This is a genomic window from Streptomyces sp. GQ60 (assembly GCF_059758875.1).
In genome coordinates this window covers 293890-314997 of sequence record NZ_JCAXEG010000004.1, presented here as the reverse complement: position 1 = coordinate 314997, position 21108 = coordinate 293890, and the positions used below count along the sequence as shown (strand labels likewise).

General features: G+C 73.5%; 15 protein-coding genes and 1 tRNA gene. 7 read left to right on the top strand and 9 right to left on the bottom strand.

The annotated features are described in order from the left end of the window. Positions 1-13: 13 nt before the first annotated feature. Positions 14-1678 (bottom strand): energy-dependent translational throttle protein EttA, encoded by a 1665-nt coding sequence (gene ettA, locus AC6CKD_RS12905; protein WP_403712911.1) that lies wholly within the window; start codon positions 1676-1678, stop codon positions 14-16. Positions 1679-2031: 353 nt separating this feature from the next. Between ettA and AC6CKD_RS12900 the strand changes: the two genes are divergently transcribed. Beyond that, positions 2032-2625 carry a hypothetical protein gene (locus tag AC6CKD_RS12900; RefSeq protein ID WP_498327276.1) on the top strand — a complete coding sequence of 198 codons (594 nt, stop codon included), beginning with the start codon at positions 2032-2034 and terminating at the stop codon, positions 2623-2625. A 109-nt stretch (positions 2626-2734) separates the two neighbouring features. Here the strand turns inward: AC6CKD_RS12900 and AC6CKD_RS12895 are convergent, their stop codons facing one another. The 5 genes from AC6CKD_RS12895 to AC6CKD_RS12875 form a co-directional block, all read right to left on the bottom strand. Continuing rightward, a complete protein-coding gene (locus AC6CKD_RS12895; protein WP_498327275.1) occupies positions 2735-4234 on the bottom strand; it encodes a bifunctional phosphatase PAP2/diacylglycerol kinase family protein in 1500 nt (499 codons plus the stop codon). Between the two features lie 252 nt (positions 4235-4486). Continuing rightward, positions 4487-5674 (bottom strand): TQXA domain-containing protein, encoded by a 1188-nt coding sequence (locus tag AC6CKD_RS12890; RefSeq protein WP_498327274.1) that lies wholly within the window; start codon positions 5672-5674, stop codon positions 4487-4489. Between the two features lie 236 nt (positions 5675-5910). Further along, entirely contained in the window at positions 5911-6318 is a 408-nt protein-coding gene (locus AC6CKD_RS12885; RefSeq protein WP_498327272.1) for a single-stranded DNA-binding protein, read from the bottom strand. A gap of 137 nt (positions 6319-6455) precedes the next feature. After that, positions 6456-8282, bottom strand: a complete 1827-nt coding sequence (locus AC6CKD_RS12880) for a YfjP family GTPase (protein WP_498327271.1) — start codon at positions 8280-8282, stop codon at positions 6456-6458. A gap of 4 nt (positions 8283-8286) precedes the next feature. Then, positions 8287-9915 carry a dynamin family protein gene (locus AC6CKD_RS12875; protein WP_498327269.1) on the bottom strand — a complete coding sequence of 543 codons (1629 nt, stop codon included), beginning with the start codon at positions 9913-9915 and terminating at the stop codon, positions 8287-8289. A 332-nt stretch (positions 9916-10247) separates the two neighbouring features. On the opposite strand from AC6CKD_RS12875, the gene AC6CKD_RS12870 reads away from it, so the two are divergent. Further along, positions 10248-10320 (top strand) — tRNA-Arg (locus AC6CKD_RS12870). 764 nt (positions 10321-11084) lie between these two features. Here AC6CKD_RS12870 and AC6CKD_RS12865 read toward each other — a convergent pair. Further along, the gene (locus tag AC6CKD_RS12865) at positions 11085-11510 is read right to left on the bottom strand and encodes a phospholipase (protein ID WP_498327572.1); all 426 of its coding nucleotides are present in this window, start codon (positions 11508-11510) and stop codon (positions 11085-11087) included. Positions 11511-11876: 366 nt separating this feature from the next. Here AC6CKD_RS12865 and AC6CKD_RS12860 point away from each other — a divergent pair, with 366 nt between their 5' ends. Continuing rightward, positions 11877-12416, top strand: a complete 540-nt coding sequence (locus AC6CKD_RS12860; protein ID WP_498327268.1) for a hypothetical protein — start codon at positions 11877-11879, stop codon at positions 12414-12416. Between the two features lie 19 nt (positions 12417-12435). Here the strand turns inward: AC6CKD_RS12860 and AC6CKD_RS12855 are convergent, their stop codons facing one another. Next, the gene (locus tag AC6CKD_RS12855; protein WP_498327266.1) at positions 12436-13038 is read right to left on the bottom strand and encodes a nucleoside deaminase; all 603 of its coding nucleotides are present in this window, start codon (positions 13036-13038) and stop codon (positions 12436-12438) included. A 944-nt stretch (positions 13039-13982) separates the two neighbouring features. Between AC6CKD_RS12855 and AC6CKD_RS12850 the strand changes: the two genes are divergently transcribed. The 4 genes from AC6CKD_RS12850 to AC6CKD_RS12835 all read left to right on the top strand — a co-directional run bounded on the left by AC6CKD_RS12850 (position 13983) and on the right by AC6CKD_RS12835 (position 18929). Beyond that, positions 13983-14396 (top strand): GNAT family N-acetyltransferase, encoded by a 414-nt coding sequence (locus AC6CKD_RS12850; RefSeq protein ID WP_498327265.1) that lies wholly within the window; start codon positions 13983-13985, stop codon positions 14394-14396. 177 nt (positions 14397-14573) lie between these two features. Then, positions 14574-16133 carry a S8 family peptidase gene (locus AC6CKD_RS12845; RefSeq protein WP_498327264.1) on the top strand — a complete coding sequence of 520 codons (1560 nt, stop codon included), beginning with the start codon at positions 14574-14576 and terminating at the stop codon, positions 16131-16133. Between the two features lie 342 nt (positions 16134-16475). Next, the gene (locus AC6CKD_RS12840; protein ID WP_498327263.1) at positions 16476-17768 is read left to right on the top strand and encodes a hypothetical protein; all 1293 of its coding nucleotides are present in this window, start codon (positions 16476-16478) and stop codon (positions 17766-17768) included. Positions 17769-17906: 138 nt separating this feature from the next. Continuing rightward, complete coding sequence (locus tag AC6CKD_RS12835; RefSeq protein WP_498327262.1) at positions 17907-18929, top strand: WxL protein peptidoglycan domain-containing protein; 1023 nt, start codon at positions 17907-17909, stop codon at positions 18927-18929. Positions 18930-19602: 673 nt separating this feature from the next. Here AC6CKD_RS12835 and AC6CKD_RS12830 read toward each other — a convergent pair. Beyond that, complete coding sequence (locus tag AC6CKD_RS12830; protein WP_498327261.1) at positions 19603-21102, bottom strand: CoA-acylating methylmalonate-semialdehyde dehydrogenase; 1500 nt, start codon at positions 21100-21102, stop codon at positions 19603-19605. Positions 21103-21108 lie beyond the last annotated feature (6 nt).

Below are 21108 nucleotides of genomic sequence, written 5' to 3'. Positions count from 1 at the left end.
GTGTCCTCGGCCCTCAGCCTCGGGTGAGCTTCTTGTAGGTGGCGCGGTGCGGACGGGTCGCGTCCGCGCCGAGCCGCTCGACCTTGTTCTTCTCGTACGACTCGAAGTTGCCCTCGAACCAGTACCACTTGGACTCGCCCTCGTACGCCAGGATGTGCGTGGCGACTCGGTCCAGGAACCAGCGGTCGTGGGAGATGACCACGGCCGCGCCCGGGAACTCCAGGAGCGCGTTCTCGAGCGAGGACAGGGTCTCGACGTCGAGGTCGTTGGTGGGCTCGTCGAGGAGCAGCAGGTTGCCGCCCTCCTTGAGCGTCAGCGCCAGGTTCAGGCGGTTGCGCTCACCACCGGAGAGGATGCCGGCGGCCTTCTGCTGGTCCGGACCCTTGAAGCCGAACGCGCTGACGTACGCGCGGGACGGCATCTCGACCTGGCCGACGTTGATGTAGTCCAGCTCGTCCGACACGACGGCCCAGAGGGACTTCTTGGGGTCGATGTTGGCGCGGCTCTGGTCGACGTACGAGATCTTGACGGTCTCGCCGATCTTGACGGAACCGGAGTCCGGCTCCTCCAGACCCAGGAGCATCTTGAAGAGCGTGGTCTTGCCGGCGCCGTTCGGGCCGATGATGCCGACGATGCCGTTGCGCGGCAGCGTGAAGGACAGGTCGTCGACGAGGACCTTGTCACCGAACGCCTTGTTGAGGTTGTTGACCTCGACCACGATCGAGCCCAGACGCGGGCCCGGCGGGATCTGGATCTCCTCGAAGTCCAGCTTCCGCATCTTGTCCGCCTCGGCGGCCATCTCCTCGTAGCGGGCGAGGCGGGCCTTGGACTTGGTCTGACGCCCCTTGGCGTTGGACCGCACCCACTCGAGCTCTTCCTTGAGACGCTTCTGGCGCTTCTCGTCCTTGCGGCCCTCGACCTTGAGACGGGTGGCCTTCTTCTCCAGGTAGGTGGAGTAGTTGCCCTCGTACGGGTGGGCGCGGCCGCGGTCGAGTTCGAGGATCCACTCGGCGACGTTGTTCAGGAAGTACCGGTCGTGGGTGACGGCCACGACGGCGCCCTTGTACTGCGAAAGGTGCTGCTCCAGCCAGTTCACCGACTCGGCGTCGAGGTGGTTGGTGGGCTCGTCGAGGAGGAGCAGGTCCGGGGCCTCGATCAGCAGCTTGCAGAGCGCGACGCGGCGCTTCTCGCCACCGGAGAGGTTCGTGACGGGCCAGTCGCCGGGCGGGCAGCCCAGGGCGTCCATGGCCTGCTCCAGCTGGGCGTCGAGGTCCCAGGCGTTCGCGTGGTCCAGGACCTCCTGGAGCTTGCCCATCTCGTCCAGGAGCGCGTCGGTGTAGTCGGTCGCCATTTCCTCGGCGACCTCGTTGAAGCGCTTCAGCTTGGACATGATGTCGGCCGCGCCGTCCTGGACGTTCTCCAGTACGGTCTTCGACTCGTCGAGCTTGGGCTCCTGCATGAGGATGCCGACGGTGAAGCCGGGAGACAGGTACGCCTCGCCGTTGGACGGCTGCTCCAGCCCCGCCATGATCTTGAGGACGGTGGACTTACCGGCGCCGTTCGGGCCGACCACACCGATCTTCGCGCCGGGCAGGAAGTTCAGGGTGACGTCATCAAGAATCACCTTGTCGCCGTGCGCCTTGCGCGTCTTGCGCATGGTGTAGATGAACTCAGCCAAGAGAAACCGTCCGGCAGATCGATGGGTGGGCAGATACACCCCATCTTGCCTGACGTCCATCCCTCGGGGGAAACCCGTATGGTCCCGGCCCCCTGACCTGGGCCCGACCGCACCGCGCGGAGCACGGGTCGCAAAACGTGTGGCCGCAGCCACTCGTGCGGATGTTCCCCGACGGGGTCGACCCCCGCTCGGCGATGCGCAGCCGGCGCGGGTGCACGCGGAGAACGCGGCCGGGTCCTGGCGATCCCCGGGTCGGCGCCTCCGAAAGCACCCCGAGGCCTTGTGCCGCACGGCAGGATGCCACTGACGAGGGCGTGGCCGGGGGCTGCGCCCGAGGTGGGGTGGGGGGACGCATGGACAGCGGACTGATCGCGCTCGGCGCCGCCGTGGTCGGCGTGGCAGGGACCTTGCTCGCGACGGTGCTTTCGCAGCGGATGCTGGCACGGGTGCAGGCGGCGCAGTTCGAGCGGGAGCAGCGGGTCGCGCAGATGGCGTGGCTGCGGGAACAGGAGCTGGCGGAGCTGGCCCGCCGGCGGGAGTGCTACGCGGCCGCGAACGCCGCCTACCGGCGCTATCGGATCGCCCTCATGTCCTTCCTCTGGCTCGCCCACGGATCGCAGGTCACCCCGGAGGAGCGGGCCGTGCTGGAAGAGGCCCGCAACGGCCATCACGCCGCCTTCGCCGAGGCACAGATGATCGCCTCCGCCACGGTGCTCGCCGAGCTGGACAGCATGACGCGGGGCATGGCGCGGGCCTACGCCCGCACGATGCGGCTGGCGGAGGGCGCCCCCGAACCGGACGGGTCGTTCGAGGAGATCCACGCCCGGCTCGGCGACCTCACGGCGCGCGCCGACGTCATGCGGGGCGTGATGCGGGCCGACCTGGGCGTGGACGCCGCTCCGGTGGCGCGGCCGCCGTCCGCGCCGGGCCTGGCCCCGGGTTCGTGACGGCCGCCCGAGCGGGGCGGGGCGGCCGCGCGACCGGGGCGGAACGGCCGCCCGACCGGGGCGGGAGACGGGACGGCCGTCCGGCCGGGACGGGGCGGGGGCGTCCGGCTCAGCGCGGGCGGTACACGGTGAGGGCGTCCGGGAGCTCCTCCAGGACCAGGGCCTCGGGGGCCTGAGCGTACTCGCCGTCGTACGCGAGCGGGGTGCCGGCGGGGATGTCGCCCACGCGCAGGCTGCGCAGCCGGGTGGCGACGTGGACCGGGGAACGGGTCAGGGGGCCCGCCAAGGCGGCGGCGAGCAGTCGGGGGCCGGGGCGGCCGCCGCCGTGGACGAGGCGGATGTCGAGCAGGCCCTCGCCCAGGCTCTTGCGGTAGCGGGGCGCCGGGCCCGTGCCCTGGTAGGTGCCGTTGCCCGCGAAGAGCAGCCAGACGCTGCGCGGCTTCCCGGCGAGCCTGAGCCGTACCGGGCGCTCGGCGCGCAGCACCCGCCAGGCGGCCAGCAGGGCGGCGAGGCCGCCGCCGATCCGGGGAGCCCAGCGGAGCCGGTGGCCGAGCAGCTCGGGGTAGGCCCCGATGCTGAAGTTGTTCAGGAAGTACCCGGCCCGGGTGTCCTCGGGGTCCGTGCCCGTGCCGGGGCCGGGGGTGAAGCGGCCGACGCCGATGTGGACCGCGTGGCCGGCCGCCACGGCCCGGCAGGTGTCCTCGGTTCCCGCGAGGCCGAGGTCGAGCGCGAAGTGGTTGAGCGTGCCGCCGGGGAACACCGCCAGGGGGATCCCGGCGCGCAGCGCGGCGGTGGCGGCGGCGTTTATGGTGCCGTCGCCGCCGCACACGCCGAGCACGGTGGCCCGCTCGGCGGCCGCGGCCAGTTCCGCGGCGAGTTCCGGCCCGTCGCACTCGACGAGCTCGGCCTTCGGAAGCCGCTCCCGCAGCAGTACGTCGAGCCCCGTCGTGGCGGCCGTGCCGGATCCGGTGTTGACCACCACCGTGAGACCGGCCCCGTCGGGCAGCGCGGGCGCCCCCACGGCGGACCGCTCGTCGCCGGGCACGATCCGTGCCTCCTCGACGTCCCGGGTGAGGCGGCGGACGACGAATCCGGCCGCCACCCCCAGGGCCGCGCCCGCGAGCACGTCCGAGGGGTAGTGCACGCCGGTGTACACGCGGGAGAAGGCGACGGACGCGGCGACCGGGGCCAGCGCGGCGCCCCAGAGCGGGGACTCCAGCGCCACTCCGGCGGTGAAGGCGAACGCGGACGCGGAGTGCCCCGACGGGAAGGAGGTGGTACGCGGCTGCGTGGCGAGCTGCCGCACGGGAGGCACCCCGTCCAGCACCGGGCGGGGCCTGCGCACGGACCACTTGCCGACGGTGTTGATCGTCGCGGAGGCCAGTGCCAGCGACGCGGCCCCGCGCACGGCGGCCTTGCGGGCCCCGGCGGAGCCGAGGACGGCGATCCCGACGGCCGCGCCGCCCCACAGCAGCCCGTGGTTCGCGGCCCGCCCGAGCCGCGGCAGCACCCGGTCGGCCCCGGGCCAGTGCCGCCGGGCCACCACGTCGAACATCCAACGGTCCCCTCGTGCGACCGCGCCCCGCCAGGTCAGCTCTTGATCAGCCATCCTCTGCCTCTACCCGAACGCCCGCATCCGAACCAGCCCGCACCGGGTCCTCCGGGGGTCCCCGCCCGTCCGGTCGCGGCGGACGGGCAGGCCAGGCCGGGCCAGGCCGGGCCAGGACCGCGCGGACCCGGCCGGACCCGCGAGGCACAGCGAGGCCCCGGTCGGAGCAAGGCCGGGGGCCGGGCCGGGGCCGGGCCGGGGGCCCTGCCGGGGCACCGGTTCCCTCTGTGCGTCCTACTCCGGCCGTGCGTCCTACTCCCGCTCTGTCGACCGCTCCGGGCCGGGGCCGTCCTCCAGGGGGCGCTTGCGCAGGAGGAGGACGACCATGCCGCCCAGGACGACCAGGCCCACCGCCAGGGAGGCGATCACCGGGGTGGCCGCCGAGCTGCCGCTGGCGGCCAGCCGTTCCCCGGAGGTGTCCGGGTCCACGGCCGGGGCAGCCTCCGACAGCGCGCCCACTGCGCCCAGTGCGGTCATCGCCCCGCCCGACGCCGCGGCGTCGGCCGGCTGGTCGGCGGGGACCCGCGGCCACTTCGCCGTCGCCGTGGCCACGGCGGCGGACTCGCTGGAGCCGGCCACGATCTGGACCTGCGCCGGGACCCCGCTGGTGAAGACCCGGCCGACCGGCACGCGGGTGGACCCGCGGAGAGTGACTTCGGCGCTGCCGTCCGGCGTCCCCTCCGGCACCTCGAAGAACAGCTTCGCGCCGTTGGCGGCGGAGGTGACCGGCAGGCCCTGGGCGTCCACCACCCGCACCCCCATGGCCACCGCCTCCGCGTCCGGGGTCACGCTCACGCTCTGCGCGCCCGTCCGCACGGTGACCGGCCCGATCCGGGTGCCCAGGGGCCCCGACACCTCTCCGGGATCCACCGCGAGCGATGCCGGCGGTTCGGGCAGCCGCCGCGCCTCCCGCTGGAGGTAGTCGGCCAGCTTCTCCGCCTCCGGGTCGACGGCCTCCACCCATGCGCGCTCGGCCAGCCGCCAGATGGCCACCTGGGTCCCGGCCGCCGCGCTCTCCGCGGTGAGCGCCGCGGCTCCGGCCGCCTTGGCGAGCCCGGCCAGATCGTTCAGCTGGGGGTACGAGTGCTCCAGGACCCAGCGGATCCGGCCCGCCTCGGCGTTCCCGGCGAGCGGTGTGCCGCTCCACCCGATCTCCGTGAACCGGGCCTGGGGCTGCGCGTTCCCCGTGACGCCGACGCCGTAGGTCTGGAGCATGCCGCCGCCGTCGACCCGCATCTCGTACAGCCCGGCCGGGATCTGCCGCACGGTTCCGTCCGTGCCGTGCAGGACGGCCTGTCCGTAGGTCTTCAGCCCGTCGAGGACGGCGCTCGCGCCCTCCGGCGTCCGGGGCGCGGCCGGGCCGGCGTCGGCGGCCGCCACCGCCCCCGGGGCTCCGGCCAGCGCGACGGCGAGCAGGGCCACCGCGATCGGCCGCCGCACGGAGTCCCGTATGGCCGCGGCGACCGTGGTGCGCGTCGCCGGTGCGTCGCAAGCGTGCGCCGCAGCGGGAACCGGAACACCGCCGCCCGGAGCGCCGGCAGGAGCGCCGACAGGAGCAACGCCAATGGCGGTGGCAGGAGCGGAGGGTGCGGGAACGGAAATCGACACAGTCTTCCCCTTCGGGCCGAAGGCCCAGGTGCCCGTGAGTACCGGGGAATCCTAGCCTCCTCGAACACTCAGACCACCGCCGCCGTCTGAGTGCCCATCAGCGGCACGTCCGTCCTGACGACCCGCCGGAAGGCCGCCGTGCCGCGGTTCAGGTCGTGCCCGATGGCGGTCGCGTCGATGTTCGCCGAGAACCACCGGTTCCCCTCCCCGTCGGGCGGGTCCTCGCGCACCCGCAGCCTTCCGTGGACCACCAGCGGTTCGCCGACGGACACGGATCCGGCGAGGTTCACGGCGAGGCCGCGCCGGGCCCACACCGTGTAGAAGCTGGTGGGCGCGTCCGCCCAGCTCTCCTTCTTACGGTCGTAGTACCGCGGGGTGACCGCGAAGCGGAACCGGGCCGCCGGGCCGCTCGCCGTGTCCTTGTAATCGATCTGCGTGGCCACGTAACCCACCAGCGTCACTTGGGTGTCGTTCATCCCGGCCGTCCTTCCGGGGCCCGGCGGCGCTGCTCGACCACGCGCCGCCCGACCCGCATTTCCGTACCCGCCCGGACCATCCGCACGAGGTACGACCATGCTGGCCCGGGCCGCCGGAACCCGCTGGGGGCTGTGGACTACTGACGGCTTGTGGACAACTTCGCCACCGTCGCGTACTGCTCGCGCACTTCCCGGTAGCGCAGCAGCTCCGCCGCCACGGGCTCCAGCACCCGGGCCCGCCCGCAGCCGGCCGCGGCCTCCCGAAGCCGCCGCTCCGCGTCCTGCCCGTAGCGCCGCGCCGGACCCCGGGCACCGATCGAACAGGCCCACTCCACCAGCGGTCCGCCGACGATGCCGGCCACCATCAGCAGCACGGGCGGCATCAGGCTCGGCTCCAGGACCCCGACGATCTGCCCGGCCAGCCACAGGCCGCCGTAGATCTGGAGCAGGGTCATGGCAGCCTGCGCCAGTACCGCCGCCGGCCACCACGAGGGCCGCGGCGGTCTGGTGCTGGGCATCGCGACCGCCGGGCCGAGGGTCACCGCGATCTCGTCCAGCGCCTGCGGGAGCCCTTCGGCGCCGCGGACCGCCGTCTCCCGTACGGCCTGCGCCCAGGGGTCGGGCAGGCCGAGGACCGCCTCGTCGGCGACGGTGCGCACGGCCTGTTCCACCCGCTGGCGGGCCGTCACCTCTTCCTCGACCGGCTGCTCGCCGGCCGCAGGGGAACGCCCGATCGCCGCCAGGGCGGCGAGGCCGGCCAGCGAGCGCGGGGAGCGCCGGCTCTCGTACCACCGCCACAGGCGCAGCCACGGGGTGCCGCAGGCCTTCCCGGCGTTGCGCCGCCAGGCCCGCTCGGCGGCCAGCCCGGCCGCGTACGCGCCGACCGCCTCGGCGAGCCGGTCCTCGAACTCGGCGCGCGCGGTCTCCCCGATCTCCGGGCCGGCGTGGCCGTCGGCCACGTAGAGCGGCCGCAGGCGGGCCGCGGCCTTGTCGACATCGGCGGAGATGCGGCGGGTCGCGGCGCCCTTCTCCTGGGTGAACTGTCCGAGCATCTCGCGCAGTTCCCCGACGCCTTCACCCGTAAGGGCGGAAAGCCCGATCACCGTGGCCCCGGGCTCGCCGTGTTCACCGAGTGCGATCCCGTCGTCGTCGAGGAGCCGGCGCAGGTCGTCCAGGACGAGATCGGCGGATTCCCCGGGCAGCCGGTCCACCTGGTTCAGGACGACGAAGGTCACCTCGGCGTGCCCGGCCAGCGGGCGCAGGTACCGCTCGTGCAGGACGGCGTCCGCGTACTTCTCCGGGTCCACCACCCATACGACCGCGTCGACCAGCGCCAGGACCCGGTCCACGTGGTCGCGGTGGGCGCCGACCGCCGAATCCAGGTCGGGCAGGTCGACCAGGACCATGCCGCGCAGCGCTTCGGCCTCCGAGGTCTCGCGGGGGCGGCGGCGCAGCCGTCCGGGGATCTCCAGCCGGTCCAGCAGGCCCGCGGCTCCGTCGGACCAACTGCACGCGATGGGTGCGGCGGTCGTCGGCCTGCGCAGTCCGGTCTCGGAGATCTGCACTCCGGCGAGTGCGTTGAAGAGCGTGGACTTGCCGCTTCCGGTGGCTCCGGCGATGGCGACGACGGTGTGCTGGGCCGACAGGCCGCGGCGCGCGGCCGCCTCGTCCAGTACGCGGCCGGCTTCGGCGAGGGTCTTTCCGTCGAGGATCCTGGTCCGGGACAGTCCGATGAGCTGGCGCAGCGCGTCGAGGCGGACGCGCAGGGCCTGCGCCTCGGGGCTGAGCGGGGGCGCGGGGGCCTTGCCGCCGTCGCTTCCGGCGCCGGAAACCGCCCGTACGAGTGCTTCGTCGCCCTCCTCGTCGCCGCTCGCGGGCCAGTCGTCCTCGCTGGTCCGGGGGCGCGAGCGGGCGATCAGTCCGTCGTCCCAGCGGTCGTCGGTGCGGTCGGTCAGGGCGGTCACCGCGTCACCTCTCCTTCTGCAGTACGGACAGCGCGGCGATCAGCTCGGCCTGGGGTTCGGGACTCACTTCGAGCGCTTCGATCGGGGCGAGGCGGCGGTCGCGTTCGGCGCGCAACACCTGGTCGAGGTGCTCGGCGACGAGCTCCCCGCCCCGGTCGCGCAGCCGTACGGCGGCCTGTACTCCGATCCGCTCGGCGAGCTTCTCCCCGGCCGGCCGGGCCCGCTTGCCGCCGAGGAGGGCCGCGACCAGCAGGGCGGCGACCCCGTCGGGGTCGGGCGCGGGCTGCTTGTCGAGCCGCGCGACCTCTTCCTCGGCGAGTTCCTCCAGCACGCGCCGCCAGCGGCGTACCGCCATGCCGATGCGTTCCGCCGCCTCGCGGTCGGGGGCGGGCAGGGAGACCGCGCCGGCGGCGGGCTCGCGCCGCCAGGCCTCGGCGATGCGTTCGTCGGCGGCGGCCACGGCGCACTGGAGCAGTGCCGCGAGGGATTCCGCGAGGGAGTCGAGGAGTTCGTCGGCGCTGGTGTCGAGCGGGTAGCCGCGCCAGCGGGTCAGCGCGTCGCCGGCGAGTACGGCGCCCCGGTCCAGGCGGCCCCGGACCCGCTTGCCCTCCCGCTTGTAGGCGTCCTCGACGGCGAAGGTCAGCCGTACGGCGGCGGCGTGCTGGGCCGCGACGGCCGACGCGAGCTCCGGCATCCGGCGCCCGAGGGAGTCGAGCGCGCCGAGCGCGGTGCGCCCGACGGCGTACTGGCGGGCGGCCGGGTCCTGCGCGTGGTGCGCGAGCCAGGCGAACAGCGGGGCCACGGCGCTGGCGGGCAGCAGCCCGCCCCCGCCGGTCGATTCGGGCAGTTCGGGGACCGTGAAGCGGGGCACCTCGCCCAGCCCGGCCCGGGTGAGCAGGGCCCCGTACTGCCGGGAGACCTCGGCGAGCACCTGGTGCGGGACCCGGTCCAGGACGGTGACGAGGGTCGCCTTGTACTGCTTGGCGGTGCGCAGGAGGTGCCAGGGCACGGCGTCGGCGTAGCGCGAGGCGGTCGTGACCATCACCCAGACGTCCGCGGCGCAGATGAGCTGGGCGGCGAGCGTCCGGTTGTCGACCACGAGGGAGTCGATGTCGGGGGCGTCGAGGATGGCGAGGCCGCGGGGCAGGGTGGAGACGGTCTCGATCCGCACCTCGCGGGTGGCGGACGGGTACCCGCGCCCGTGTCTGTCACCCGGCCGGCGGGAGGCCGTCCGGGCGGACGCGGGGGTGTCTTCGTCGTCCTGGGGGGCCCAGACCCGCATCAGATCGGGCAGCACCCGCACCCCGGCGAACCAGTGGTGGTCATCCGGATGGCAGACGAGGACGGGGGTGCGCGTCGTGGGCCGGAGTACGCCGGCTTCACTCACTTGGCGCCCCACGAGGGAGTTGACGAGGGTGGACTTACCGGCCCCGGTGGACCCGCCGACGACGGCGAGCAGCGGCGCCTCCGGCGCCTTCAGCCGGGGTACGAGATAGTCGTCGAGCTGCGCGAGCAGCTCGGCTCTGGTCTGGCGGGCGCGGGGGGCGCCGGGCAAGGGCAGCGGCAGACGCACGGACGCGACCCGGTCGCGCAGGGCGGACAGGGCATCGAGCAGCTGAGGCCGAACATCCAAGGTCACCACATGCGAAGAATGCCCAATTTAGGAGCATTTTTGAAGCTTATACGTCCTCTGCGCGCCGAGCGCGACTCCAGCAGCACATCCCGGACACAGCGGACGAGTGGGGCGCAGGCATAACGAGTGCACAACACCCAGGGCGCCACGGCGCAAAAGCGGTGCGCGAATCGCACCTGCCTGCGATTATCGGGACCGCTTCACCGAACCTCCACATCGTGGCACGCGGGTGAAGCAACCGGGACAAGGCAACCGGAGCCCTATCCTTGACCCGGCACGGACCACAGCCCCACCCCCATCAAGGGGCTCCAGGCCACCACGGCCACCTTCCGGCCCCCGTAGCTCAGTGGATAGAGCAGGTGCCTTCTAAGCACTTGGCCGCAGGTTCGAGTCCTGCCGGGGGCACACTTACCGTCCCACCCCGAAGCCCTCCCCCGTGGAGGGCTTTCGTGCAGGTCAGGGCACCTTAGCGTGGCCGGCGTAGCGCCGCCATAAGCCCCAGATGCTTCCCATCCAGAGTCCGGGGCTGTCCGGCTGTCACCGGTCTCTGCGGGTGGCCACGGAGAATACGCGGTGAAGTTCTCCGTGCCGTTCCGCCGACCTCGGGCACCTCGGGCACCTCGGGCACCTCGGGAAGCTCCCCTCCGTGCTCGATCCGCCGCTTGAGATCAGCAAGCTGACCCGTGACGCACCGGGCTTAGACGGCGAGGAGGACCGGAACGCTGTTCCCAGCCCAGTCAGCCACTTGGGCTGCGGCACCCCGTCATTCAGCCAGTTCGTCGGACAGGTATGCCGCAGGTGGTTGGCGCGACCTCCGTAGCGTTCACGTAAGCCCCTCCGCCATCCTTTGGCCCCTCCGCCACCCCTTGCGGTGGGGTCCGCAGTCCCGCCGAACGGCGAGGCGGCGGCGACCAGTCCGGCGGCGGCGATGACGAACGCAGTGGCAACGCACGCGCACGGCGGGAGCCCGCTCCCCCGGGCCGTCGGGCAGGTGCCCGCCGCCAGGGGGCGGAGGACACGGCGCACTCCACCTCCGACCCCCATCGTCCGAGCATTGGCCCGGACCGCCGCTGACGTCGGGCCCGTCTCGCTGTGACCACGCCGGACGAGGCCGGTGGCAGGGGCACGGGTTGGGCCAGGGCCATGGGCAGGGGCGTAGGTCCGGAGGACTACTCGAAGGCCTTCACGGCCTGGTGGTAGGTCCACGCGGTGCCGTCGCAGGAGGCCTTGCGGGCGCCCGAGTAGCGTGCGCAGACCTGCTTCAGGTCGGCGTGGAACATGTCGTCCAGCCGGGTCTTGGCCGCCTGGAACTCCCCCGCCGCCTTGTAGTTGCGGTAGCCGAAGTCGTGCCGGGCGCAGGCCGTCCGGAAGGGGAAGCCGAAGGGGTTGTCCGGGGACGTGGTGCAGTAGTCCGTGGACCAGTCGAAGCCGTACGGGTCCCACTCGGCCCGGTTCCCGCGCGCCGCGACCCAGGCGCTCTGGCTGGCCGCGCCCGGCTGCGTCCAACCGCTGAGCACCTGAGGCTTGTCCTCCGGAACCAGCGGAGCCCGCCGAGCCGCGGACGCCGCCGGCGCGAGGGCCAGTACGGCCGCCAGGGCGCCGGCGACGAGAGCGGACGCCCGGGCCCCGGCCCGGGCGGGGGGCCGAGCGGGTGATGCAGGGGCGGGGGTGAGGGTGTGACGGTGGGGCACGCTCCCTCTAACGACAGGTGCAACCACGGGTGTCGGGGCGGCCGCGAGCGCGGGCGCCCGGCACCGCCGCTCTTGCCGCTCTTGCCGCTCTTGCCGCTCTTGCCGTTAACGGGAGTTGACGGGAGTTGACGGCCTCCGGGATGGATCCTGACCTGCACCGGAGGGCCGGACCGGTACTCAGGTATGAGCCGATGTCACCCTTCCGGCAGAGATTCGGTTGGTCCTCGGGAGGGACGCGGACTACGGCCGCCGCCGCGAATACTCGTAGACATGAACCGCCGTCCTCTCGTCATCGTCGCCGCCACCGTGGGAGTCCTCGCCACCGCTGCCATCGCCCTGCCCAACCTCCCGCCCAACCCCCTGACCGACACGATCAACGACCGGGTGTTCAAGGAGAAAGGCATGCGCTTCGCGACGGCCGCCGACGCTCCGACGCGCGGGGAGCCGGCGCGCGGAGAGGCTAAGTGGGTGCTGCCGCGCTGGGTGCCGAAGGACGCGACCGACGTGCGAATAATGGCGCGCACCGACGGTGAGGCGCGGCTGCTCCGCTTCACGCTGGGCGCGACCCCGCTGGACGGCCCGCAGTGCTCGGCGGGCACGCCGAGCAAGCACGCGGGGACGGCTCTGGAGGCCAAGTGGTGGCCGGCCGGCACCAGGTCCGAGGAGCGGCCCGAGTGCCGGGGCGCCCACCAGTACCAGGTCACGGTGCGCGGCAAGCAGGTCTACGCCTGGACCGACGGCACCCCGTCCCCCGGGGCGGTGGTGCAGGACGGCACCACGGTCCGGCAGGTGTCGGCCACGACCCCCTGATCCGGGCCCGCCCCGGGTGTCAACGAGGTGTGCGCAGCTCGCGGGCAGCCGAGAGTTCCGTGAGACGGGCCCAGTGGGGGCGCAGCCAGTCCTCCGGTGAGGCGGCCGTCGGCAAGCCCGCCGGCAGGATGTCGTGGAAGGCCGTGGTCTCCGGTTCGACGGCCCGGTGGTGCGTCAGGATCCGCGGTTCCCGGGGGCCCTCCGAAGCCGTGACCACGCTCCGCAGGAACATGGCGTTGGCCACCAGCAGCCATTGCGGCAAGCCCGGTTCGGCGCTGGAGCCGGCGCCGTTGCCGCTCGACAGCGCCCACGGGTCCGGGGCCAGGTAGCGCACCCGCCCGACGCCGGTGAACTCGGCAGCCGCCGCGCACATCGAGCACGGCTCCTGGGTGCTCCACAGCGTCGCCGCGCCCAGGTCCCAGCCCGTCCGGGCGGCCCCCAGCGCGTTCATCTCCGCGTGGGCGAGCGGTGTCCCGCGCAGCGGCCCGGCGCCCGGGCCGTCCTCGTACGCCTCGTTGCGCCCCTCGGCGACCGGCTGCCCGTCGGCGTCCGTCAGCACCGCCCCCACCGCAAGGCCTCCGGCCGCGAGTGCCTCGTAGGCGAGGGCGAGCGCCCTCCGCAAAGGCTCGGGCGCAGCCCACCACTCAGTGTCAAAACCACGCCCCCCGTTACCCATCCGCCCATTATCGCCACCGCCTTCGCCGTCTCTACGGCACCGCCTTCGCCGCCCCGTCGCCGTCTCTACGCCGGCCCTCCGCCGGCCCTTCCCCGCCTCTCCGCCGGCCCTCCGCCGGCCCTTCCCCGCCTCTCCGCCAGCCCTTCCCCGCCCCTTCCCCGCCTCTCCGCCGGCCCTTCCCCGCCTCTCCGCCAGCCCTTCGCCGCCCCTTCCCCGCGACTGCGCCGGCCCTTCGCCAGCAGCCTTCGGCACTTCTCCCGACGCTCCTCCGGCACCCCTCCGACGCTTCCTTCGGGATCCCTCCCGACACTCATTCCGGCCCTTCCCTCAACGCCGCCCAGGACACCGCCGTGGGCAACCCTTCCAGCACCTGCCCAACGCCCTCTCGGCACCGCCATCGGCTTCTTCCCGGCACGCTCCCGGCACCCCTTCCGGCGCCCGCCCCTCCCCTCTCGGCACCGCCGTCGCCCTCCTCTCAACCACCCCTCTCGGCACCGCCGTCGCCCTCCTCTCAACCACCCCTCTCGGCACCGCCGTCGCCTCCCTCCCAGCCAACTCTCCCTGTACCGCCGTCGGCATCCATTCCGGCCCTTTCCCTCGGCGCGGCCATCGCTCCCCTCCCGGCACGCTCCCGGCACCCGTCTCGACACCGCTGCGGGCACGCCTTCCGGCACCCCTCCCAGCCAGCCCCTCTCGGCACCGCCATCGCTCCCCTCCAGGCCCCTTCCCAGACAACTCCTCTCGGGACCGCCACCGCCCTCGTCCAGGCCCCTCCTCGCACCGCCGTCACCCACTCCCAGCACCCTCCTCGGGCCGCCATCGGCACACCTTCCGGCACCTCTCTCGTCGCCTCGCTCGGCGCCGTCATCGGCACGGCTATCGTCATCGCCATGGACATCCGCCCCGCCCTCACCGTTGCCGAACTCCACGCTGCGGAGGCCCTCTTCGACGGTCCCGCCCGCGAGGACTGGTCACAGCGGTTCCTCGCCGCCCCGGGGCACCTGATGCTGATCGCCTACGTGGACGGCGTACCCGTCGGCATGGTCTCCGGCATCGAGATGATCCACCCCGACAAGGGCACCGAGATGTGCCTCTACGAGCTCTCCGTGCATGAGGACCACCGCCGACGCGGCCTCGGCCGGGCCCTGACCGAGGCACTCGCCACCGAGGCCGAGTCGCGCGGCTGCTACGGCATGTGGGTGGGCGTCGACACCGACAACGAGGCCGCGCTGGCCACGTACGGGGCGGCCGGCGCCCGCGACGAAGGCGTCTTCAGGATGCTCGGCTGGCCCTTCGCCCGCTAGGCCCTGTCCTTCGACTCCGGCCGGATCCGACCGCGTCGTCCGGTGCCGGGCGGCGCCGGCCCGGTCTGATCCGAAGTACACGTCCTAGCCGTCCACCGCCCCCTGGGGCGGCGTGTCGTGGGGCCAGTCGGCGCACCCTCCGCGCGGTCGGCCCGTGCCTCGCCGAGCATCGGCGGCATGACCGCATTCACCACGCTGCTCCCGGCCGCCGCCCTGCTGGCGGCGGCCACCGCCCTGCCGCCGTACGCCCCCACCGCCACCGCCGCAGCCGCCGACGTCCCCACCGCCCCCTACGTCGTCGTCCTCAAGGACGGCACCACCCGCGCCTCCGCGGTCGCGGCCACGCGCGCCCTCGCCGCCGAGGCCGAGGCCGCCGGTGACCGGGTCGGGGCCGTCTACGACACCGTCCTGAGCGGCTTCGCCGTCCGTACCACCGCCGCCCGGGCCGCCGAACTCGCGGCCGATCCCCGGGTGGCCTCCGTGGAACCCGACGCCCTCTTCCGGATCAGCGACACCCCGACCAGCGCCACGCCGGCCGACAGCACGCCCGTCACCAGCACCCCGGCCGACAGCGCCCCGGCGGACGGCACCCCCGGCGGTGCCACCACGGCCGACGGCACCCCGCTCGACGCCACTGCCGCCAACGGCAGCACCCCCCTCACCAGCACTCCGGCCGACGACACCCCCGCCAATCGCACCCCCGTCACCAGCACTCCGGCCGACGGCAGCCCGATCAAAGCCACCCCCGCCGACGGCACCCCGGCCGACGGCACGCCCGCCGGCAGCACCCCGCGCGACGACACCGAGGTCGACGACACCCCCCTCGGCGACACCCCCGTCCCGCCCCCCGCCCAGCCCCTCGTCCCGCCCCTCGTCCAGACGCCCGCGCCCTGGGCGCTGGACCGGCTCGACCAGGGGGCGTTGCCCCTCGACGGCTCGTACGCGTATCCGGGCAAGGCCGAGGGGATCACCGCGTACATCGTGGACACCGGGATCAACACCCTGCACCAGGAGTTCGGCGGCCGGGCCCGCTGGGGCGCCAACGCGGTGTTCATGGAACGCGCCACGGACTGCAACGGCCACGGCACGCACGTCGCGGGGACCGTCGGCGGAGCCACCTACGGGGTGGCCAAAGGGGTTTCGCTCGTCGCCGTGAAGGTGGCGGACTGCCGCGGGGACGCGACGCTGTCGGCCATCACGCGCGGCATCGACTGGATGGTGAAGGACGCCCTCAAGTCGCCCGCCACCCCGGCCGTGGCCAACATGAGCCTGGGCGGCGGCCACAGCTTCGCCCTCAACCGGGCGGTGACGCGGGCGATCGCGTCCGGCATCACCTTCGCCGTGGCGGCGGGCAACTCCGGCGAGAACGCCTGCACCGGCTCCCCCGCCGGCGTCCCGCAGGCGCTGACCGTGGGCGCGACGGACGCGCAGGACCGCCGGCCCGCCTTCTCCAACTACGGCTCCTGCGTGGATCTCTCCGCCCCCGGCGTGGCCGTCACGTCCGCCTGGAAGGGCTCCGCCACCGCCACCGCCCGCGCCTCCGGCACCTCGATGGCGGCCCCGCACGTGGCGGGCGCCGCCGCGCTGGTGCTGGCGCGCGGGCTGGCGGCCGGGGGCCCGCGCCAGACGCCCGCGCAGGTGGCCGAAACCCTCGTACGGGACTCCGTGCGGGACCGGGTCACCGGCCTGCCGGCCGGGGCACCGAACCTGCTGCTGCACGTACCGACCGACAAGTAGCCCGTACGGGGCCCCGCACCGGCGGCACCCGCCCCGCTCCGGCGGGCTCCGTCCGGCCCATCGGGCGGCCTGCGCAGAAGGCCCAGGCCACGAGCCCCGTCCGGCCCCGGGCGGGGCCGCCCCGGAACCCCACCCGCCCCGCCCGCACGGCCCACCGGCCGCAGGTATCCGCCCCTCCGCTCCACCCGGCCTGATGGCACATCAATTTCTGTGTGCTTCGGGCGAAAGCAAGTCATTGACTTCTCATCACCGCGACGCGTCAATGTCGGCCACCGCACCGGCTCGACCTCCCCCACACAGCGGGTGGGGGGAGGGTTCGTATGACGAAGGAGTCGCGACCCAGTGAGTACAACGTTTCGACGAAGAGTTCTAGCCGGGGCCGGCGCTCTGTCCCTGGCCCTGACGGGCGCCGTGGTGGGTCTGTCGGGCACCGCGCAGGCCGCGACCCAGACGACGCCCGTCCCGATGGACTGCGTCGCGCCCGCGCCCCAGCCGGGTGGTTCGGGCACCCAGCCCTACACGATCACGCTGCCCGACGGCGCCAAGGCCGGCGACGTGGTCCCGATCACCATCGACCCGGGTGCGAGCCCCGTCATCCCCAGCTTCTCGGTGACGACCACGAACGTCTCCAAGATCACCCTCAAGGTCGGGTCGACCCTCCAGACGGTCGTCAGCCCGCCCGAGACGGTCGACGTGATCGCCGGACAGGCGCTCAACCCCGCCGCCTTCTCCGGCACCGTCAAGATCCCGGACGGTTCCGAAGGCACCACGGTGACCGTGGCCCTGGACCTGGCGGTGACCGACGCGAGCCTCATGGGCTCGGTCTTCACCACCACCTGTACGCCGAACCCCCGCCCGAGCGCCTCGCTCGGCTCGGTCGTCGTGGAGGCCCTGCCCAAGGACCCGATCACCACCAAGCTGTCGCCCAACAGCGGCGAGGCGGGCCAGGAAGTCGTCGTCACGGGCGCCAACTTCCCGGCGGGCGCGGTCACCTGTTCCGCGCTCAAGAACGGTACGGCCACGGGTGACACGGGTAGCGGCACGGCCACCGCGGCCGGTGTCGCGACCTGCAACATCATCGTCAACCAGCCCGCCGACAAGATCCGGATCGACGGCTCGATCCTCCCGTACAAGGACTACATCTTCATCGTTCCGCAGCCGGGCGTGCAGAACCCGGTCGACGTAGAGGTCCTGCCCGGCCCGCTGGCCATCGGCCCGCAGGCGGGCAACCCCGCCGTCAGCTTCGGTTCGGTCACCATCAACGGCAAGTCCCAGTCGGTCGTGGGCCAGTTCACCGCGATGGCCGTCCAGGACTTCCGCGGCGGGACCCTCGGCTGGGACGTGTCGGCGACCCGGACGCCGTTCCTGAACTCGGTCACCGGCCACTCCATGGCCACGGCGCAGATCGGCATCCAGCCGACCTGCAAGGTGACCAACGCGGACAGCCCGAGCACCTGCGCCGCCGGTACGCCCGGTGCGATCTCCGACGTCCCGCTGAAGGTCGCCTCGGCGGCCGCGGGCGGCGACAACCTGACCGGTGGCGAGTTCGAGATCGGCGGCGCCGGAATGATCCAGCTCCCGCCGTTCATGTTCGCGGACAGCTACCAGTCGGTCGTCACCTTCTCGATCGCCTGACCCGTACGACCCCGCTCCACCCCGGGTGGTGCGGCGCTCCGGCGCCGCACCACCCTTCCGCGCACCACCCCTCCCGCGCGATCCGCCGCAATCCCCCAGCGAACCCCCACCCCGTCCGGCCCGACTGGAGAACCGCCCATGCGCACCCGCACCCTCCTCCTCGGCCTGCTCCTCGGCCTCGCCGCCCTGCTGCTCCCCGCCCTCCCCGCGACGGCCGCGGACAACGGCACCTGGGGCGTCTTCCCGACGCCCCCGGCCGGTGCGGCGATGACCGACCGCGCGTACTTCTTCCACCAGGGCGAGGCCGGCACCACCATCAGCGACAGCGCGACGATCGTGAACTCCTCCGACAAGGAGCTGACGTTCCAGATATTCGCCACGGACGCCGTCAACACCCCGGTGGGCGGCGGTTTCGCGCTGCTGCCGGTGGAGACGAAGCCCAAGGACGTGGGCACGTGGGTCGTGCTGCCGCCCGAGACCAAGAACACCGTCACCGTGCCGCCCAAGGGCCGCAAGGACTTCCCGTTCTCCGTGAAGGTCCCCGCGGACGCGACGCCCGGTGACCACGTGGGCGGGATCGTCGCCCTCAACACCGCCGTGGAGGGCATCCAGCAGGAGGGCAAGGTACAGGTCGGGGTGAAGCGCCAGGTCGGCGCCCGCCTGTACTTCCGGGTCCCCGGACCGGTGACCCCGGGGCTGAGCGTCGAGGACGTGAAGATCAGCCGGGCGGCGCCGCTGCTGCCCTGGGTCAAGGACGCCCGTGCCAAGATCACGTACTCCCTGGTCAACCGGGGCAACGTGGTCGTCGAGCCGAAGGTGACGGTCTCCGCCGACGGGCTGTTCGGCCGCCGGGTGCTCGACCGGCCGGCCCGCGAGCTGAAGCTCGTGCTGCTGCCGGGCCAGCGGATCGAGCTGACCGAGGAGTGGGCGGACGCGCCCCAGTCGGACTGGGTCACCGTCGAGATCACCGCCGGCGCCTCGGCCTACCCCGACCTCGTCTCCTCCTCCGCCACTGATCTCCTCGCCGTGCCGTGGACCGCGCTCGGCGCCCTCCTGGTGCTGGTCGGCGCCGCCATCGCCGCCCGGGTACTGCGCCGGCGCCGCCGGGCCGCCGCCGCCGAACGGCCGGAGCCGGCACCGGACTTGGCGGAGGCGCGCTGACCGGAAAAGGTGTCCTCCGGGGGACGGCTGGATCCGGCTCACGCTCCCGCTCGACGGCGGCGGTCCGGCACCGGTTTCACGGTGGACGTGGACGTGGTCGCGGACGCCCGGCGGGTCCCGTGCGGGATCGCCTACCTCCTGCCGGGCGGCGGCCTGAAACCTGAACCTCGCCCACCGGCTGCGCCGCGACGGCCTGCTGGTCGTCGGAGTCACCCCGCCCGAGGACGCCGGGACCGCCGAGGGCACCGGCCCCGACCGGGAGCTCGCGGCGCACCGCCGGGATCTGGCCCGCGGTCACGGATGCGCTGGACGGGGCGTTCGGGCCGGGCCGCGGCGACCACACGCACGGCCCCCGGCTGGTCCGGGCGGCAACCAGCGGGTCCGCTACACCGTCGTCCCGGGCTACGGCCACGGCGACCCCGTCTGGTCGAGGACGGCGACCGCGGACGTCTGGTCGCTGGTCTGAGGCGGGCCGGAAGCCCCGCCGGAAACGGGCTCGCCCCCCGCGGTGAGGGTTGCGGGGGGCGAGCGGTCTTACGAGGCGTGCGCTCTTACGAGGCGTGCGGCCGGACGGGGCTCCGGCCGGGGACCCCGGACGGAGATGAGCCCGGCAACTCCGGCCGAGGGAGCCGCGCGAGGACCCTCGGACGGAGAGCTGCCGCCGGGGTTCCCGTCAGTGGTTGCGCGGGAACCCGAGGTCCACGCCGGCCGGGGCGTCGGACGGGTCGGGCCAGCGGGTCGTGACGACCTTGCCCCGGGTGTAGAAGTGGATGCCGTCGTTGCCGTAGATGTGGTGGTCGCCGAAGAGCGAGTCCTTCCAGCCACCGAAGGAGTGGTAGCCCACCGGCACCGGGATCGGCACGTTGACGCCGACCATGCCCGCCTCGATCTCCAGCTGGAAGCGGCGGGCGGCGCCGCCGTCGCGGGTGAAGATGGCGGTGCCGTTGCCGAACGGCGAGGCGTTCATGAGCGCCACGCCCTCCTCGTAGGTCTCGACGCGCAGCACGCACAGCACCGGGCCGAAGATCTCGTCGCGGTAGGCGTCGGAGTCGGTCTTGACGTTGTCCAGCAGCGAGAGGCCGATCCAGTGGCCGTTCTCGTTGCCCTCCACCGTGTAGCCGGTGCCGTCCAGGACCACGTCGGCGCCCTGCGCGGCCGCGCCCGTCACGTACGAGGCGACCTTGTCGCGGTGGGCGGCGGTGATCAGCGGCCCCATCTCCGAGAGCGGGTCGTTGCCGGGGCCGATCTTGATCTTCTCGGCGCGCTCGCGGATCTTCTCCACGAGGGTGTCGCCGATGGAGCCGACGGCCACGACGGCGGAGATGGCCATGCAGCGCTCGCCGGCCGAGCCGTAGGCGGCCGAGACGGCCGCGTCGGCGGCGGCGTCCAGGTCGGCGTCCGGCAGCACCAGCATGTGGTTCTTGGCGCCGCCCAGGGCCTGTACGCGCTTGCCGTTGGCGGAGGCGGTGGTGTGGATGTGGCGGGCGATCGGGGTCGAACCCACGAAGGAGACGGCCGCGATGTCGGGGTGCGCGAGGAGCGCGTCCACGGCGACCTTGTCACCGTGGACCACGTTCAGCACGCCCGCCGGCAGACCGGCCTGGCTCGCGAGCTGGGCCAGCAGCGTGGAGGCCGAGGGGTCCTTCTCGCTCGGCTTGAGGATGAAGGTGTTGCCGCAGGCCACGGCCAGCGGGAACATCCACATCGGCACCATCGCCGGGAAGTTGAACGGGGTGATGCCCGCGACCACGCCGATGGGCTGGCGGATCGAGGCGACGTCCACGCGGCTGGACACCGAGGTGGACAGCTCGCCCTTGAGCTGCACGGTGATCCCGCAGGCCAGCTCGACGATCTCCAGGCCGCGGGCGACCTCGCCCAGCGCGTCCGAGTGCACCTTGCCGTGCTCGGCGACGATCAGGTCGGCGATCGCGTCGCGGTTGGCGTCCAGCAGGGCGCGGTAGGCGAACAGCACCTTGGTGCGGGCGGCCAGCGAGGACTGCCCCCAGGACAGGAACGCCTCCTTGGCGACCTTCACGGCCGCGTCGACCTCGTCGGCGGACGCGAGGGCGACCTGCGTGGTGACCTCGCCGGTGGCCGGGTCGGTGACCGGGCCGTAGTTGCCCGACGCGCCCTCGACGGTCTTGCCACCGATCCAGTGGTTGACGGTCTTCATGACTGA